The following is a 17,755-nucleotide window of genomic DNA, read 5'->3' on the forward strand; positions in this document are numbered from 1 at the left end:
CGCACCCCGCGCTAGGCCGCTCGCCTCTTCGTCGTGCCCGCAGGGGCTCATCGGCGACGGCCCGGACACCCGAACACCCGAACCACAACTGAACACACGCACCCCTCCCGTCTCACCAGCGGGGGGTCCGGATCAGGCGGCGGGTCAGTCCCGCCAGGAAGAGGCACGCACATGCGACGTCATGTGGCGGAGCGCAGCACCCGCGAGCGCACCCTCAGCAAGGCCCTCGGGCTCAGGATCGCGGCGACCGCGGCCATCGCGGCCGTCGTCGGCGCCCTCGCGGTCGTCCCGGCGCAGGCCGCCACGACCGACGTCAGCGAGGCCGAGGCCTCGCTGCTGAGCGGCTCGGGCATCGTCGGCCTCGACAGCATCGTGCAGCTCCAGGGCGCCTACTCCGCCACCGGTGCGGCCGGCTCCGGCGGGGTGGTGAACAGGGGCCTGTCGGTCGAGGCGCTGAACGCCCTCCAGGTGGGCCTCGGCCCCGTCGACCTCCTCGGGACGAACGGCATCCTCAAGCTCGGCGTCGCCGGTCAGTACGCGAGCACGACGCCGACCGGCGCGTACGCGAGCGCCGGCGCCGTCGGCGCGAACGGGGCCATCGCCGTCGGCAGCGGCGCTCCCGGCACCGGGGCGACCCTGAACCTGACGCCCCTGCTCGGTCGCGTGCCGGCCGCGAGCGGCGTCGTCAGCGACGTCACCCTCGGCCTCGGCGCGCTCTCGTCGTCGATCACCGAGACGCGCACCGCCGCCGGCTCCGACGTCAGCACCGCCTACCAGGTCGCGGGCGCCCGCTACACGATGACGAGCCCCGCGGTCTCCGCGCTCACCGGGCAGCTGCAGGCCAGCCTCCGCGGCGTCAGCACGGGCATCAGCGGAGCCACGAGCGGCACCGGGCTGGCCGGTGCGACCACCGGGGTGGTCGCCCCGTTGACCTCGGCCCTCAGCACCCTCGGGCTCGGGGGCGTCGTCAGCCTCGACGGCACGGCCGTGACCGCCACCGCCACCGTCGACCTCGACTCCACCGTCGCCGCCGAGCTCGCGAAGCCGCTCACCTCCGGCCCCGTGACGATCACCCCGAGCACCGGCCAGGTCGTCATCGACGTGGGTGCGCTCAACAACCTCGGCCCGAACAGCGAGCTGTTGACGACCCAGCGGGTCACGGCCATCACGAACGGCATCGCCGACATCCTGGACGTCCAGCTGCCGACGAACTTGACGGCTGCCGTCGACCGGGCCGTCAAGGCCACCGCCGTCCGCGTCGGCCTGACCACCGACGTCCTGCTCAAGACCGGGATCCTGCCCCCCGTGCGCGTCGCGGGCCTGACCGCGACCGTCGACACGACCATCGGCCAGCTCCTGGCCGGCACGACCCCCGCCTCCGCGGTCTCGGTCACGGGCACCGGCGCCCTCGACACCGTCCTCGTCCGGCCCCTGCTCCGCGGAGTGGTCGTGCCCGTCGTGACCGGCACGCTGCTGCCCGCCGTCGGCGCGGTCTACTCGCCCCTCGTCACCGGCGCCGGCCTCACGGCCACGACCACGGCGATCACCACGGTGACCAGCGCGACGCTGCTCACCCTGTCGCCCCTCACGGCCGTGCTCGGCCAGCTCGCCGGCGTCACGATCAACGCGCAGGACGCCCCCGGCTTCCGCGACCCCCGCGGCACCGACGCCGGCTCGCGCAGCGTCCACGCCGTCCGCCTCACCGTCCTGCCCGCGCTCGCGGGCGGGCTCCGCGTCGACCTGGCGACGTCGACGGCCCGTGCCGCCGCGTTCGTCGGCCTCACCGTGCAGACCCCCGCCCCCGGCCAGCAGTTCGTCGTCGCCGCGACGCCCGGGGCCACCCGCACGGTGACGCTCACCGGCACCGGCGAGCCCGGCGCGACCGTGCGGGTCAGCGTGCCCGCCTCCGCGGCGGGCGCCTCGGCCCTCACCGGCACCGCGACCGTGGCGGGCGACGGCACCTGGAGCGTGCCCGTCGCCGCCGTGCCCGCCGGCCAGTACCAGGCGACCGTGACCCAGACCGTCGGCGGCACCGTGACCGGCACGCAGACGCGCGCCTTCGTGGTCGTCGCGCAGCAACCCCTCGTCGTCACCAGCCCGACGGCGGGCCGTGTCTACACGGTGCTCGACGGCGCGTCGACGACCCCCGTCGTCGTGGCGGGCACCGGCACCCCCGGCGCCGCGGTCGCGATCGACCTCGGCGGCGGGCGCACCGCGACCGCCACCGTCGGCCCCGACGGCAGCTGGACGACCACGGTCGACGGCGTCCCCGTCGGCTCGTACACCGCCTCCGTCACGCAGTCGCTCGGCGGCGACACCTCCGCCGTCGTCACGCGGGCCTTCAGCGTGCAGGCGGGCACCGCGCTCGCCCTGACCGCCCCGACGCCCGGCAGCGTCCTGCGGGTGCCCGGTGCCGACTCCACCCGTGACGTCACGGTGAGCGGCACCGGCCAGCCCGGCGCGACCGTCACGGTCGCCCTGCCCGGCGACCGCACGCAGACCGCGACCGTCGCGGCCGGCGGCACCTGGTCGACGGTCTTCACCGCCCTGCCGGTCGGCCAGTACCCGGTCTCCGCCACGCAGACGGTGGGAGGCGCCACCAGCGCCCCGCTGACCACGGACGTCACGATCGAGGCCGCGGAGGGCGTCGCGATCACCTCGCCCGACGACGGCGCCGTGATCACCCTCGCCGACGCCGGCTCCGTCACCCCGGTGACCGTGACCGGCACCGCCGAGCCCGGCGCCCCCGTCCGCGTCGACCTCGGCGACGGACACCTCGCGACCACGACGGCGGACGCCGACGGCGACTGGACCGTGACGATCCAGAGCGTGCCCGTCGGGCCGCAGCGCACCGTCAGCGTGACGCAGACCGTCGCGGGCGTCGTCTCGAGCCCCGTCACCCGGGCGCTCACCGTCACGGCGGGCGCGCCCCTCGTGGTCGACGCCCCCACGCCCGGCCAGGCGTACCGGGTGCCCGCCGCGGGCTCGGTCACCACCGTGCCCGTCTCCGGCACCGCCGCGGTCGGCGCCACGGTCTCGCTGTCGCTCGGCACCGGACTGCCGACGCAGACCGTCGTCGCCGTCGACGGCAGCTGGGCGACCACCTTCGAGGACGTCCCCGTCGGCGGCCGCACCCTGACGGCGACCCAGTCGATCGGCGGCACGACGTCGCCGGCGCAGACGCGGCCGATCTCCGTGGTCGCGGGCGCCCCGCTCCTGATCGACTCGCCGACCCCCGGCACGGTCGTCGCCGTGGCCGAGGCGGGCGACGTCGCGGACGTCGTCGTCACCGGCCGCGCCGACCCCGGCGCCGCGGTGCAGGTCGGCCTGGGCGCCCTCCTCGCCTCGACCGTCGCCGACCCGACGACGGGCGCGTGGACGGCGACGATCACCGGCGTGCCGGAGGGCACGTACACGCTCGGCGCGACGCAGGTCGTGGGCGGCGTGACGTCGCCCCGCGTGACCCAGCCGCTCACCGTCGAGGTCGGCGAGCCGATCGAGATCACCGGCCCCGCCGACCAGACCGTCTACTACGTGCCGGGCGCCACCGGCACGGCGACCGTCCCGGTCACCGGCACGGCCGAGCCCGGGGCCGCCGTGCTCGTCGACCTCGGCGGCGGACGCACCGCGCAGGTCACCGCCACCGCGGTCGGCACCTGGAGCGTCGACGTGGCCGGCGTGCCGATCGGCAGCTACGAGGTCGCGGCCACGCAGACGGTGAACGGCAGCACGTCGTCGGCGACGACGCGAGTGATCGTCGTGGAGCAGGGCGGCTTCGTCGTCATCACCGCCCCCGCGACCGGCAGCCGCCTCACCGTGGCCGACGCGGCCGGCCGCACCTCGGTCGTCGCTCGCGGCACCGGCGTCGCCGGGGTGCCCGTCACCGTCACGGTGTCGGGCGGGGTCGTCGGGCCCGTCACCCGGGACGGCGCGCTGTGGGAGGCGACCGTCACGGGCCTGGCCGTCGGCACGCACACGGTCGAGGCCCGGCAGGTGCAGGGCGGACAGACGCTCTCGGCGGCCCCCACCACGTTCCAGGTGGTCGCGGCGGAGCCCCTCGTCGTCGTCTCGCCCGCCGACGGGGACGACCCCGTGCGGATCGTCGGCCCGGGCACCGCGTCGGTGCCCGTCACGGGCACGGCGGCGCCCGGCGCCGTCGTCGCCCTCACCGTCACCGACGCCGACGGCGACCCCGTCGGCGACGCCCCCGCCCCGGTCACCGCCGACGGCGCCGGCGCCTGGAGCGCCGTGCTCACCGGGCTGCCCGTCGGGTCGGTCACCGTGCGCGCCACCCAGACCGTCGGCGGATCGACGTCCACCACCCCGGAGACCGTCGTCGTGCGGATCGAGCGCGCGGGCGACCTCGTGATCGACACGCCCCTCGGCGACCCCGACTACGTCGTGCTCGACGCCGCGGGGGTGTCCGACGTCCTCGTGCAGGGCCGCGCCGCCGCCGGGGCGACGGTCGAGGTCAGCCTCGACGGCGCCCTCGTGGGTCGGACCGTCGCGGACGGCGCCGGCGCGTGGAGCCAGCTCATGCAGGCCGTGCCGGTCGGCGACCACGAGGTCACCGCCACCCAGCTGCTCGGCGGCACGAGCCAGGGCGCCGGCCCGGCGACCTTCTCGGTCGTCGCGTCGCCCCTCGCCGTGACGACGCCCGACGTCGTGACCCTGGCCGACGAGCTCGCCACGACCGACGTCACCGTCCGCGGCACCGCCGCCCCCGGGGCGTCGGTGGCGGTCAGCCTCGACGGCGTCACCGTGACGGTGACCGCCACCGGGGGAGCGTGGTCGGCCGACTTCGACGACGTGCCCGTGGGCACGCACCAGATCTCGGCCGTCCAGTCCCTCGGCGGCCGCACTTCCCTGCCCCAGACGGCGCAGCTGACCGTGCAGGCCGGCGCGCCCGTCACCGTCGACGCGCCCGTCGCCGGCACCGTGGTCGAGGCGTTCGGCTCGCAGCTGCCGACGACCGTCACGGTCACCGGCCGGGCCGAGCCCGGCGCGATGGTCGACGTCGCCCTCGGCGGCGTCGTCCGCCAGGTGGTCGCCGACGGCGGCACCTGGTCGACGACCTTCCCCGTCGGGGCGGGCAGCGCCACGGTCACCGCCGTGCAGACGGTCGGCGGCACCACCTCCGCCGTCCCCGCGACGACGACGTTCCAGGTCGTGGCCCTGCCCGACCTCGACGTCGTCGAGCCCGGCGGCGACCCGATCGTGGTCGTCGACGACGACGCGACGGCGAGCGTGCCCGTCTCGGGCACCGCGGCGCCCGGCGCGACGGTCACCGTCGTGCTCGACGAGACGGTCACCGCGACCGTCCAGGCCGACCCCGAGTCCGGCGACTGGTCGACGGTGCTCGAGGGCGTCCGCACCGGAGTCCACGAGGTCGTCGTGACCCAGTCCCTCCGCGACCTGGTCTCGGCCCCCGAGACCGTCGCGTTCACCGTCGAGGCGGGAGCTCCGCTCGTCGTCGTCGACCCGCAGCGCGACGCGACGGTCACCGTCCCCGACGCCGCCGCCCGCGCGACCGTCACCGTGACCGGCACCGCCCAGCCCGGAGCCCGCGTCCGGGTCGACCTCGGCGACGACCGCGTCGTCTCGACCGACGCCGACGACGCGACCGGCGCCTGGTCGGTCGACGTGGCCGGCGTCCCGGTCGGGGTGCACGTGGTCAGCGTCACCCAGACGGTCGGCGGCACGACCTCCGCCGCCGACGAGCGCACCCTCACGGTCGCGGCCGCCCCGCCCGTCACCATCGCCACCCCGCAGGCCGGCGTCCCCGTCGTCCTGGCCGAGGCCGGCTCGGTGACCGACGTCACCCTCAGCGGCACCTCGGCGCCGGGCGTCGACGTGGTCGTGCAGCTGGGCGACCTGCCCGCCCGCACGGTGACCGCGACCGGCACCCCGGGCGGCCCCGGCACCGGCACCTGGACGCTCCTCGTCGAGGACGTCACCGTGGGCGACCGCGAGATCAGCGTCGTCCAGGTCGTCGGCGGAGCCACGTCGACCCCGGTCACGCAGCTGCTGCAGATCGTGGCCGGGGCCCCCGTCGTCGTCGCCGAGCCCACGGGCGCGGACGACGTCGTCGTGATCGACGCCGACGCCACCGCCTCGGTGGTCGTCTCGGGCACGGCCCAGCCGCAGGCCGTGGTCACGGTGACCCTGGCCGGCACCACGGTGCCGACCCGGGCCGACGGCGAGGGCCGCTGGTCGGTCACCGTGCCGGGCGTGCCCGTCGGCGACCAGGTCGTCAGCGTCGTCCAGACGGTCGGCGGCACGACCTCGACGCCCGTGACCGTCGACCTCACCGTCCGCGCCGCGGGCGACCTGGTCGTCCAGCGGCCGGCCGGCGAGCTCGTCGCCACCCTCGTCGACCCCGCCGGCGTCGTCGACGTGCCCGTCTCGGGCACGGCCGAGCGCCTCGCCACGGTGCGGGTCAGCCTCGGCGGCGACCGCGTCGTCGAGGTGCAGGCCGACGACCAGGGCGCGTGGAGCACGGTCGTGCCCGGCGTCCCCGCCGGCCGCTACGAGCTCGTCGTCACGCAGACGGTGGGAGGCGCGACCTCGGCCCCCGAGACCCGCCCCGTCCTCGTCGCGGTCGCCGACGCCCTCGTCCTCGACGAGCCGGTCGACGGCACGGTCGTGCCGCTGATCGCGGCCGGCGACACCACCGACGTCACCGTCTCTGGCTCCGCGGACCCGGGGGCGACGGTCACCGTCGACCTCGGCACGGCGGGCACCCGGACGGTCGTCGCCGACGACGTCGACGGCTCCTGGACGACGACGTTCCCGGGCGTCGGCGTCGGCGAGTACGCCGCCACCGTCACCCAGACGGTCGACGGCCGCGTCTCCGCCGCCCTCACCGCCGACGTCTCCGTCGTCGTGGCCGCCCCCGTGGTGGTCACGGTGCCCGACGTCGACGCCTCGTACACCGTCCCGACGGCCGGCGGCACCGCCGACGTCGTCGTGGTCGGCACCGCCCAGCCCGGCGCCTCGGTCGAGGTCGTCGTGGTCGACGACGACGGCACGAGCCACACCGGCACCGGCACGGTCGGCGTCGACGGCGGCTTCACCGTCACCGTCCCCGGGGTCCCCGTCGGGGAGCACACCGCGAGCGTCGTCCAGACGGTGCCCGCGGGCAGCTCCGACCCCGCGACCCGCGACTTCTCCGTCGTCGTCGCCGACGGCGTCGTCCTGACCGCGCCCGAGGCCGGCACGCCGTTCGTCGTCATCGACGCCGCGGCCACGACCGACGTCGTCGTCACCGGCACCGCCGAGGGCGACGCCGAGGTCACGGTGACCGTCGGCGGCCTCCCGCCGGTCGTCGTCACCGCCGACGCCGAGGGGGCGTGGACGGCCACCGTGCCCGACGTGCCCGTCGGCACGACCACCATCTCGGTCGTGCAGCGGTTCGGCGGGGTCGTCACGACGCCCGTCACCCAGCCGCTCGTCGTCGCCGCGGCCGCCCCGGTCGTCGTGGCCGCGCCGGCCCCCGCCGAGCAGGTGGCGGTCCTGACCGCCGCCGACCTGGCCGACGTGACGGTGAGCGGCACCGCTCAGCCGGGCACCGTCGTCCGGGTCGACCTCGGGGACGGCCGCGTGCTGACCGCCGACCTCGGCCAGTCGACCACGTGGTCGGTCCGCTTCGCCGACCTCCGGGTGGGGGCCTACCGGGCCTCGGTCACGCAGTCGCTCGACGGCGCCGTCTCGGCGCCCGTCACCCGCGACTTCTCCGTGGTGCCCGCCGCGGCCCTCCTCGTCGAGTCGCCGGCCGACGGAGAGGTCGTCACCGTGCCCACGGCCGACGGCACCGCCGACGTGACCGTCTCGGGCCGTGCGCAGGCCGGCGCGACCGTCCGCGTCGACCTCGGCGACGGGCTCGTCCGCACCGTGCGGGCGTCCGGCGACGGCACCTGGTCGGCCGTCATCGCCGGCGTCCCCGCCGGGGACCGCACCGTCTCGGTGACCCAGACGGTCGGCGACCGGACCTCGGCGCCCGACCGGCGACTCCTCAGGGTCGTCGCCCTCGCCCCGGTCGTGGTCTCGGCCCCGGCCGCCGGCGCGGTGGTCACCACCGCCGACCCGTCGGGCACCGCCGACGTCGTCGTGAGCGGGACGGCGGCGCCCGGCGCGACCGTCACCGTCGACCTCGGCGACGGCCTGGTCGAGGTCGTCACCGCCGACCCGACGACGGGCGCCTGGATCGTCACCGTCGCCGACGTCCCGGTCGGCGACCGCACCGTGACCGTGAGCCAGGTCCGTGACGGGGTCACCAACGCCCCCGTCGCGCAGCCCCTCACGGTCGCGCTCGCCGCGCCCGTCTCGGTCGACCAGCCCGCCGACGGCGACACCGTCGTCGTGCTCGCCCCCGGCGACAGCGCACCCGTGACGGTCCGCGGCGAGGCCCAGCCCGGGGCGACGGTCACCGTCGACCTCGGGGACGGCCGGGCCGTCGTCCTCCCGGTCGGCGCCGACGGCAGCTGGACCACCGGGCCCGTCGACCTCCCCGTCGGCGGCACGACGGTCACGGTCACGCAGACGATCGACGGCTCGACCTCCGCTCCCGTGGTCGTCGACCTGACGGTCGCCGTCGCGGCCCCGGTCGTCATCACGACGCCGCCCGCGGGCACGGTCGTGACGGTGCCCACGGCGGGCGCGACGACCACGGTCGTCGTCGCCGGCTCCGCCCAGCCGAGCGCGTCGGTCACGGTCGACCTCGGCGACGGCCTCGTCGGCACGGGGACGGTCGGCGTCGACGGCTCGTTCTCGGTGCCCGTGGCCGGCGTGCCCGTCGGCGACCGCGTGGTCAGCGTCACGCAGACCGTGCCGGCCGGCACGACGCCGCCCGTCGAGCAGCCGCTCACGGTCGTCGTCGCCGCCGCCGTCGTGGTCGAGACGCCGCGGGCCGACCGGCCCGTCGTGGTCGTCGACGACGCCGCGACCACCGACGTGCTGGTCTCCGGCACCGCCGAGCCGGGCGCGAGCGTCGTGGTCGGTCTCGACGGCGACCGGAGCCAGACGGTCTCGGCCGACTCGACGACCGGTCGGTGGGCGACCACCTTCCTCGCGGTCGGCGTCGGCACGCACGTCTTCTCGGTCTCCGAGCGGCTCGACGGCGTGCTCACTGCACCCGTGACCCGCACGCTGGTCGTGCAGGCCGCGACGCCCGTGACGGTGACGGCCCCCCTCGACGGCAGCAGCACGACCGTCGCGACGGCCGACTCCACCGCCGACCTGACCGCCGGAGGCGCGGCGCAGCCGGGTGCACCGGTGCGCGTCTCGCTCGACGGCGGCGACCCCGTCACCGTGACGACCGGGGCGGACGGCCGGTGGGCCCTCGCGCTCCCGGGACTCGCGGTCGGGCCCCACGAGCTGTCGGTCGTCCAGACCGTCGGCGGGGTCGACTCGCAGCCGGTGACCTCGCAGTTCGAGGTCGTGGTCGCGGCGGCCGTGGTCATCACGTCGCCGACCACCGACGAGCGCTTCGTCGTCGACGGGGCCGGCACGGCCGCGGTGGTCGTGCGCGGCCAGGCCGAGCCGGGCGCGCCCGTGTCGGTCTCGCTCGACGGCGACGACCCGGTGACGGTCACCGCCGACGCCCGCGGCGCGTGGCAGGTGAGCGTCGAGGTCCGCCCCGGCGTGCACCTCGCCTCGGCCAGCCAGGTCGTCGCGGGCGGGGCCACGGCCCCGGTCGAGGTCCGGTTCGTGGTCGACCCGGCGCCGACCGTGCCGGTCGCGCCCCTGGTCGTCACCTCGCCGGCCGCCGGCCAGCTCGTGGTCGACGCCGACGGCGACGGCACCGTCGACCTCACGGTCACGGGCACCGGCCAGCCGGGCGCGGTCGTGACCGTCGACCTCGGCGCCGGCGTCGGGGCGACCGGCCAGGTGGGGCCGGAGGGCGACTTCACCGTCGTCGTCCCGGGCGTCCCGGTCGGGTCGCAGGTGGTCACGGTCGAGCAGTCCGAGGGCGGCGTCGTCGTCGGCAGCGTCACCGTGCCCGTCACGGTGGCGCCCGCCGCCACGGTCGCGCCGCTCCGGATCGTCTCGCCCGCCCAGGGCGACGTCGTGCCGGGAGGCACCGACGGCGTCGCGGACGTGCTCGTCCGGGGCACCGGGCAGCCCGGCGCGGCCCTCTCGCTGGTGCTCGACGGCGGCGACCCCGTCGCCCTCGAGGTCACGGCGGGCGGCACGTGGGAGCTGCCCCTCGCCGGGCTGGCCTCCGGCCAGCACGCCGTCGCGGTGACCCAGACCGTGGGAGGCGCGACCTCCGCCCCCGAGACCGTCTCGTTCTCGGTGGCCCCGGCCGCCGCGGTCGGCACCCTGACCATCACGGCCCCGGCCCCCGACGAGCTGATCCGCGACGCGGACGGCGACGGGCTCGAGGACGTCGTGGTCTCGGGCACGGGCCAGCCGGGCGCCGTGGTCGTCGTGGAGGTCGCCGGCCGCGACCAGAGCGTCGTGGTCGACGAGGCCGGTCGGTGGACGCTGCCCTTCCGGGCGGTGCCCGTCGGGGCGACCCGGGTGATCGCCACCCAGGTGGTCGACGGGGCGACGAGCGTCGTCTCGCAGGGCCTCGTCATCGCGGCGGTCGCGCCGGTCGTCATCGACGACCCGGCGGCGGGGGCGCAGCTCCCGGCCGGCGCCGCGGGCACCGCCCCGGTGACGGTGTCGGGCTCGGCCGAGCCGGGCGCGCTCGTCACGGTCGTCCTCGACGACGACCGGACGGCGACCGTGACGGCCGACCCGGCCACCGGAGCCTGGACCGTCGCGTTCGCGGACGTGCCGGTCGGCGACCACGTGGTCGCGGCGGCGCAGACCGTCGACGGCGCCACGGGCGACCCCGTGACGACCGGCTTCAGCGTCGTCGCGGCGGACGAGCCGGCACAGCCGGGCACGCCGGGCACGCCGGGCCAGCCCGGTCAGCCCGGCACGCCGGGTCAGCCCGGGTTCCCGGGCCTGCCCGGGCAGCCGGGCACGCCGGGCACGCCGGGTCAGCCCGGCGCCCCGGGGCAGCCGGGCACGCCCGGCCAGCCCGGCGGCGCCTCGCCCGCGCCGACCGTGGCGGGGTCGTCCGGCCTCGCCTTCACCGGACAGGACGCCCTCGGGTGGGCGTCCGCGGGTGCCGGCCTCCTCCTGCTCGGCCTGGGGCTGCTCACCGCAGCCCGGGTGCGCCGGGCCGTCCGGTCGAGGAGGGCGTAGCACCCCGCGTGCCCCGTCCCGTTCGGGTCGGGACGGGGCACGCCCCGACGGCCCCCGTGCAGCCCGCACGGGGGCCGTCGCCGTGCCCGGCGGGCGGTCGCCCGGCCGGGTCGCCCTGTCGGTGGCGGCGGCTACTCTTGGGGGGTGGTCACCGCCCTGTATCGCCGTTACCGGCCAGAGAACTTCGCCGAGCTGATCGGGCAGTCGCAGGTGACGGACCCGCTCCGCACGGCGCTCCGCACCGACCGCGTCAACCACGCGTACCTGTTCAGCGGCCCGCGCGGCTGCGGCAAGACGACGTCCGCCCGCATCCTCGCCCGTTGCCTGAACTGCGCCGAGGGCCCCACCGACACCCCGTGCGGCGTCTGCCCGTCCTGCGTCGAGCTCGCGCGCGACGGCGGCGGATCGCTCGACGTGATCGAGATCGACGCGGCGAGCCACAACGGCGTCGACGACGCCCGCGACATCCGTGACCGCGCCGTCTTCGCGCCGGCCCGCGACCGCTTCAAGATCTTCATCCTCGACGAGGCGCACATGGTGACCCCGCAGGGGTTCAACGCGCTGCTCAAGGTCGTCGAGGAGCCGCCGGAGCACGTCAAGTTCATCTTCGCGACGACGGAGCCCGACAAGGTCATCGGCACGATCCGCTCGCGCACGCACCATTACCCCTTCCGCCTCGTGCCCCCGGCGCAGATGCTCGAGTACGTCCAGGAGCTCAGCGCGAGCGAGCAGGTCGCCGCCGCCCCCGGCGTGCTGCCCCTCGTGGTCCGGGCCGGGGGAGGCTCGGTGCGCGACACCCTGTCGCTGCTCGACCAGCTGATGGCGGGCAGCGACGACGGCGGCATCGACTACGAGCGCGCCGTGGCGCTGCTCGGCTACACCCACGCCTCCCTGCTCGACGACGTCGTCGAGGCCCTCGGCGCCCGTGACGGCGCGGCGGCCTTCGCCGCCGTCGACCGGGTCGTGCAGACCGGCCAGGACCCCCGTCGCTTCGTCGAGGACCTCCTCGAGCGCCTCCGCGACCTCATCGTGGTCGGCGCGACCGTCGAGGGGGCCGCCGCCGTGCTGCGCGGAGTCACGCCGGAGGAGCTCGACCGGCTGACGGCCCAGTCGCACGCGTTCGGCGCCGCGGAGCTCTCGCGCTCGGCCGACGTGGTGAACCGCGCCCTCACCGACATGACCGGGGCGACCTCGCCCCGCCTGCACCTCGAGCTGATGATCGCGCGCGTGCTCGTGCCGGAGTCCGACGAGACCACCCGCGGCGCCCTCGCCCGGGTCGAGCGGCTGGAGCGCCGGGTCGGCGTCGACGGGGGAGCGGAGGCCCCGCGGGCCGCGGCGCCCGCGTCGTCGCAGCCCGCCGCCCGCGGCACGGCCTCGGCAGCGCCGCGAGCGTCGGCGCCCGGCCAGGTCGAGTCGGCGCCCGCCGCGTCGTCCTCAGCGTCGACGTCGTCGGCGTCGCCCGCCTCGGCGGCCGAGGCCTGGTCGTCGGTCGCTCCCGCGGCCGCACCCGCCGCGCGGGAGGGCGCCGGCGCCGCGGCGAGCGAGCCGGCGCCGCCGAGCGCTCCGCACTCCGCGGCCTGGGCCCAGGCCCCCGCCGTCGAGAACGCGGTGCCGCCGGAGCCCGAGCGCGCCTCGTCGCCGGTCGGGCCGGTCAGCCTCCAGCAGCTGCGCGACGCCTGGCCGGAGATCGTCGAGGTCGTCGAGAAGTCGAAGCGGACGGCGTGGATGGTCGTCGTCACGGCCACCGTGCAGGCCTTCGCCGACGACGTGCTCACGCTGACCTTCCCGAGCGCGCACGACGTCGAGAGCTTCAAGAAGCCCCAGGGCGCCGGCGACGGCGTCAGCGAGCACCTGCGACGCGCCATCCAGCACGTGCTCGGCGTCAAGGTGAAGTACATCGCCCGGGTCGAGGGCCCGACCGACGCCCCGGGCGCCCCCACGGGTGCGTCGGCGACGCCCGTGGCGTCCGCGCCCGTCGACGCGCCGACCGCCGCCGCTCCTGCTGCCGCTCCGACCGCTGCCGCTCCGGTCGAACCTCCGGCTCGCCGCGAGGCGCCCGTCGGCGCGCCCGCGCCGACCCGCTCCGCGGAGCCCGTCGAGGCGCCCGCCACCCCGGCACCGACGGCTCCGACGGCCGCGGCGGCGCCGCCCCGCCGCCCTGCCGCGGCTCCGACGCGGGCGACGTCGTCCGACCCGGTCACCGGCTGGGACGTCGCCCCGATCCCGCAGTCGGCTCCGCCGGAGCCCGACGAGCCCGAGCACATCACCGAGGAGCCCCCGGGAGGCGTGCCCACCGTCGACGCCGCGCCCCCGCCCGTCGAGGCCGCCGCCCCGCGCACGGCGCCGGCCGCCTCGGGCACCGGGCCGGCCCCCGAGGGCCGACCCGCGACTCCCGCCGGTCCGCCCGCGGCCGCCCGCCGCGCCGCCGCCGGCGACCCGCGCCGCGGCATCCCGAACGGCTCGCGCTACGGCGAGGCCGTCGTCCGCGAGATCCTCGGGGCCCAGTTCATCGAAGAAGAGACGGTCGCCCCCCGCGTCACGCCTCAGAGAAGCGAGTAGCCCGTGTACGAGGGAATCGTCCAGGAGCTGATCGACGAGTTCGGCCGCCTCCCGGGCATCGGGCCGAAGTCGGCCCAGCGCATCGCCTTCCACATCCTGCAGAGCGAGTCGTTCGACACGACGCGGCTCTCCGAGCTGCTGGTGGACGTCAAGACGAAGGTGCGGTTCTGCGAGGTCTGCGGCAACGTGACCGAGCAGGAGACCTGCGTGATCTGCCGCGATCCGCGTCGGTCGCCCGCGACGATCTGCGTCGTCGAGGAGGCGAAGGACGTCCAGGCGATCGAGCGCACCCGGGAGTTCCGCGGGCTGTACCACGTGCTCGGCGGGGCGATCAGCCCCATCGACGGCGTCGGGCCCGACGACCTGCGCATCCGGCAGCTCGTACAGCGCCTCGCCGACGACACCGTCCAGGAGGTCATCATCGCGACCGACCCGAACCTCGAGGGCGAGGCCACCGCGACGTACCTCTCGCGGATGCTCGCCCCGTTCGGGCTCCGCGTCACCCGGCTCGCCTCGGGCCTGCCCGTGGGCGGCGACCTCGAGTACGCCGACGAGGTCACCCTCGGCCGTGCCTTCGAGGGGCGCCGGGTCGTCGGCGAGTAGCCGGCGGCCGACCGCGCCCGGCGATCAGAGCCGGGCGCGGCGGGCCCGGACGAAGCTGTAGAGGCCGAACGCCACGAGCCCGATCGCGACGGCCGTGAGCACGACCGTGCCGAACGGCAGCTCGGCCAGCGACCGCAGGGCCCCGTCGAGCCCGCTGGCCTCCTCGGGGTCGGAGGTGATCGCCGCCACGGCGAAGAGCACGCCGACGACCGCCAGGGCGACGCCCTTCGCGACGTAGCCGGCCACGCCGAGCCCGACGGTCGCCCGCCCGGCGCTGCCCGACGGCACGACGAGGTCCTGGCGGAACTTCTGCCTGACCCCCTTGACCACGAAGTAGACGCCGACGGCGACGATCGCCAGGGCCAGCACGACGAGGAGCACGACGCCGCCGGGCGTCGCGATCAGCCGCGCGCTCAGCGACTCGGTCTGGTCGGAGCTGTCGGAGGAGCCTCCCCGGGCGAAGGTGAACGCGGTGGCGCCGACGGCCAGGTAGGCGACGCCCTTGCCGCCCTCCTTGGCCCGCGCGCCCCACGCCTCCCCGTCCGTCCCGCGCACCAGCGCGGCCTCGAGCAGCTGGAACAGGCCGAGGGCCCAGAGGCCGACGACGATGACCCAGAGCACGACGGCCCCGGCGGGCTGCGCGGCGAGCTGGCCGAGGGCGCCGCCCTGGTCGGCCTCGCCCCCGCCGCCGAAGGCGATGCCCACGGCGATGCCGCCGATGAGCACGTGCAGGACGCCGTTCATGGCGAAGCCCACGCGGGCGAGGGTCTGGAGGGCGCGGCTGTCCTGGACCCGCGAGGCGGCTCCGCGGGCGTCGTCGGTGTCGGGCATGCCCCCACCGTACGGGGAGCGCGGCGTCGCGGGCCGCGCGACGTCACACGGCGCCCGCGCCGTTAGGATCGGACCACGCCCGCGCGGGCCCCGCCCGCCGCGAGCGGCCCCTCGTACCCGTCCCTGGAGTCCCCGTGAGCTTGATCGTGCAGAAATTCGGCGGGTCGTCCGTCGCCGACGCCGAGAGCATCAAGCGCGTGGCCAAGCGCATCGTCGAGACCCGCAAGGCGGGCAACGACGTCGTCGTGGCCGTCAGCGCCATGGGCGACACGACCGACGAGCTGCTCGACCTCGCGCACGAGGTCACGCCGATCCCCGGGGGCCGCGAGCTCGACATGCTGCTCACCGCGGGCGAGCGCATCAGCATGGCCCTGCTCGCGATGGCCATCCGCAGCCTCGGCGTCGAGGCCCGCTCGTACACCGGCAGCCAGGCCGGCATGCTCACCGACGCGCAGCACGGCAAGGCCCGCATCGTCGACGTGACGCCCGGCCGCATCCGCGACGCGCTCGACGCCGGGTCGGTCGCGATCGTCGCGGGCTTCCAGGGCTTCAACCGCACGACCGGCGACATCACCACCCTCGGCCGGGGCGGCAGCGACACGACGGCCGTGGCGCTCGCCGCGGCGCTCGACGCCGACGTCTGCGAGATCTACACCGACGTGGACGGCATCTTCACCGCCGACCCCCGCGTCGTGCCCAAGGCCCGCAAGCTCGACCGCATCACCAGCGAGGAGATGCTCGAGCTCGCCGCCGCGGGGTCGAAGGTGCTGTACATCCGGGCCGTCGAGTACGCCCGGCGGCACGGCGTCACCCTGCACGTGCGCTCGTCGTTCCACAACGGCGAGGGCACGCTGGTCGTCAACCCGAAAGAGGGAGAGAACGTGGAAGAGCCCATCATCAGCGGCGTCGCCGGAGACCTCAGCGAGGGCAAGATCACGGTCGTCGGCGTGCCCGACGTGCCCGGCAAGGCCGCGCAGATCTTCCGCACCGTCGCCAAGACCGGCGCCAACATCGACATGATCGTGCAGAACATCTCGGCGGCGTCGACCAGCCGGACCGACATCTCGTTCACGCTGCCGAAGTCCGAGGGCGCGACCGTCCTCCAGGCGCTCGAGTCCGACCGGGCCGAGATCGGCTTCGAGTCGCTGCAGTACGACGACCAGATCGGCAAGCTCGCGCTCGTCGGCGCGGGCATGCGGACGAACGCCGGCGTCTCGGCCCGTCTCTTCACGGCCCTCTTCGAGGCCGGCATCAACATCGAGATGATCTCGACCAGCGAGATCCGCATCTCGGTCGTCACCCGGGCCGACACGCTCGCCGACGCCCTCCGCGTCGTCCACACCGCGTTCGAGCTCGACGGCGACGTCGAGGCCGTCGTCTGGGCCGGCACCGGTCGCTGACCGCGCCGGCCCGCACAGCTCCCGACTCCGCCCCGCCCCCGTCCCCGCACCACCCGTCACGAAGGAGCACGACATGTCCGACACCCTGAGCGAGCGGGGGCTGCGCGTCGGCGTGGTCGGTGCCACCGGCCAGGTCGGCAAGGTCATGCGGACGCTGCTCGACGAGCGTGACTTCCCGCTCCGGGAGATCCGCTTCTTCGCGACGGCGCGCTCCGCCGGCACGACGCTGTCGTTCCGCGGCGTCGACGTCGTCGTCGAGGACGTCGAGACCGCCGACCCGACGGGCCTCGACATCGCCCTCTTCTCCGCCGGCGCGACCGGCAGCCGGGCGCACGCCCCGCGCTTCGCCGCCGCGGGCGTGCTCGTCATCGACAACTCGAGCGCCTTCCGGATGGACCCGGAGGTGCCCCTCGTCGTCAGCGAGGTGAACCCGCACGCCATCGACCAGGCCGTCAAGGGCATCATCGCCAACCCGAACTGCACGACGATGGCCGCGATGCCCGTCCTCAAGGTCCTCGACGCGGAGGCGACCCTCGAGCGCCTGATCGTCAGCACCTACCAGGCGGTGAGCGGCAGCGGCCTCGCCGGCGCCGACGAGCTGCTCGGCCAGGTGCGCGCCGCCCTCGAGGGCGACACGGCCGGCCTCGTCCACGACGGAGGCGCGGTGCAGATGCCGGAGCCCGCCGTCTACGTGCGCCCCATCGCCTTCGACGTCATCCCGCTCGCCGGCTCGATCGTCGACGACGGCCTCGACGAGACCGACGAGGAGAAGAAGCTGCGCAACGAGAGCCGCAAGATCCTCGAGCGCCCCGACCTCCGCGTCAGCGGCACCTGCGTGCGCGTGCCGGTCTTCACGGGCCACTCGCTGTCGATCAACGCCGAGTTCGCCGACGCCCTCACGGCGGCCCGCGCGAAGGAGCTCCTCGCCGACGCCCCCGGAGTCGTCCTGACCGACGTGCCGACGCCGCTCCAGGCGGCGGGCTCCGACCCGTCGTACGTGGGCCGCATCCGGCAAGACGAAGGGGTGCCCGGCGACCGTGGCCTCGCCCTCTTCATCAGCAACGACAACCTGCGCAAGGGCGCGGCCCTGAACGCGGTGCAGATCGCGGAGATCGTCGCGGCCCGTCGCCTCGCCGCCGCCTGAGCCCGGCAGGGGAGCG

The 17,755-nt window shown here is 76.4% G+C and carries 6 protein-coding genes; 5 read left to right on the forward strand and 1 reads right to left on the reverse strand.

What is annotated here, in order from left to right:
- Nucleotides 1-171: 171 nt before the first annotated feature.
- From FHR77_RS02515 to recR, 3 genes are all read left to right on the forward strand, one after another.
- Complete coding sequence (locus FHR77_RS02515; protein ID WP_167258550.1) at nucleotides 172-11,202, forward strand: hypothetical protein; 11,031 nt, start codon at nucleotides 172-174, stop codon at nucleotides 11,200-11,202.
- 144 nt (nucleotides 11,203-11,346) lie between these two features.
- Nucleotides 11,347-13,761 carry a DNA polymerase III subunit gamma and tau gene (locus FHR77_RS02520; RefSeq protein ID WP_167258552.1) on the forward strand — a complete coding sequence of 805 codons (2,415 nt, stop codon included), beginning with the start codon at nucleotides 11,347-11,349 and terminating at the stop codon, nucleotides 13,759-13,761.
- Nucleotides 13,762-13,764: 3 nt separating this feature from the next.
- Nucleotides 13,765-14,364, forward strand: coding sequence for a recombination mediator RecR (gene recR / locus FHR77_RS02525; RefSeq protein ID WP_056053137.1), 600 nt, complete (start codon nucleotides 13,765-13,767; stop codon nucleotides 14,362-14,364).
- 24 nt (nucleotides 14,365-14,388) lie between these two features.
- On the opposite strand, the gene FHR77_RS02530 is transcribed toward recR, so the two are convergent.
- Nucleotides 14,389-15,195 (reverse strand): DUF1206 domain-containing protein, encoded by an 807-nt coding sequence (locus FHR77_RS02530; RefSeq protein ID WP_167258554.1) that lies wholly within the window; start codon nucleotides 15,193-15,195, stop codon nucleotides 14,389-14,391.
- Nucleotides 15,196-15,329: 134 nt separating this feature from the next.
- Between FHR77_RS02530 and FHR77_RS02535 the strand changes: the two genes are divergently transcribed.
- Nucleotides 15,330-16,595, forward strand: a complete 1,266-nt coding sequence (locus tag FHR77_RS02535; protein ID WP_056053143.1) for an aspartate kinase — start codon at nucleotides 15,330-15,332, stop codon at nucleotides 16,593-16,595.
- Nucleotides 16,596-16,668: 73 nt separating this feature from the next.
- Nucleotides 16,669-17,739: an aspartate-semialdehyde dehydrogenase gene (locus tag FHR77_RS02540; protein WP_167258556.1), complete on the forward strand. Its 1,071-nt coding sequence runs from the start codon at nucleotides 16,669-16,671 to the stop codon at nucleotides 17,737-17,739.
- The last annotated feature ends 16 nt before the right edge of the window (nucleotides 17,740-17,755 follow it).

The organism is Frigoribacterium endophyticum, assembly GCF_011759585.1.
In the GTDB taxonomy this organism is placed as follows: Bacteria; Actinomycetota; Actinomycetes; order Actinomycetales; family Microbacteriaceae; genus Frigoribacterium; species Frigoribacterium endophyticum.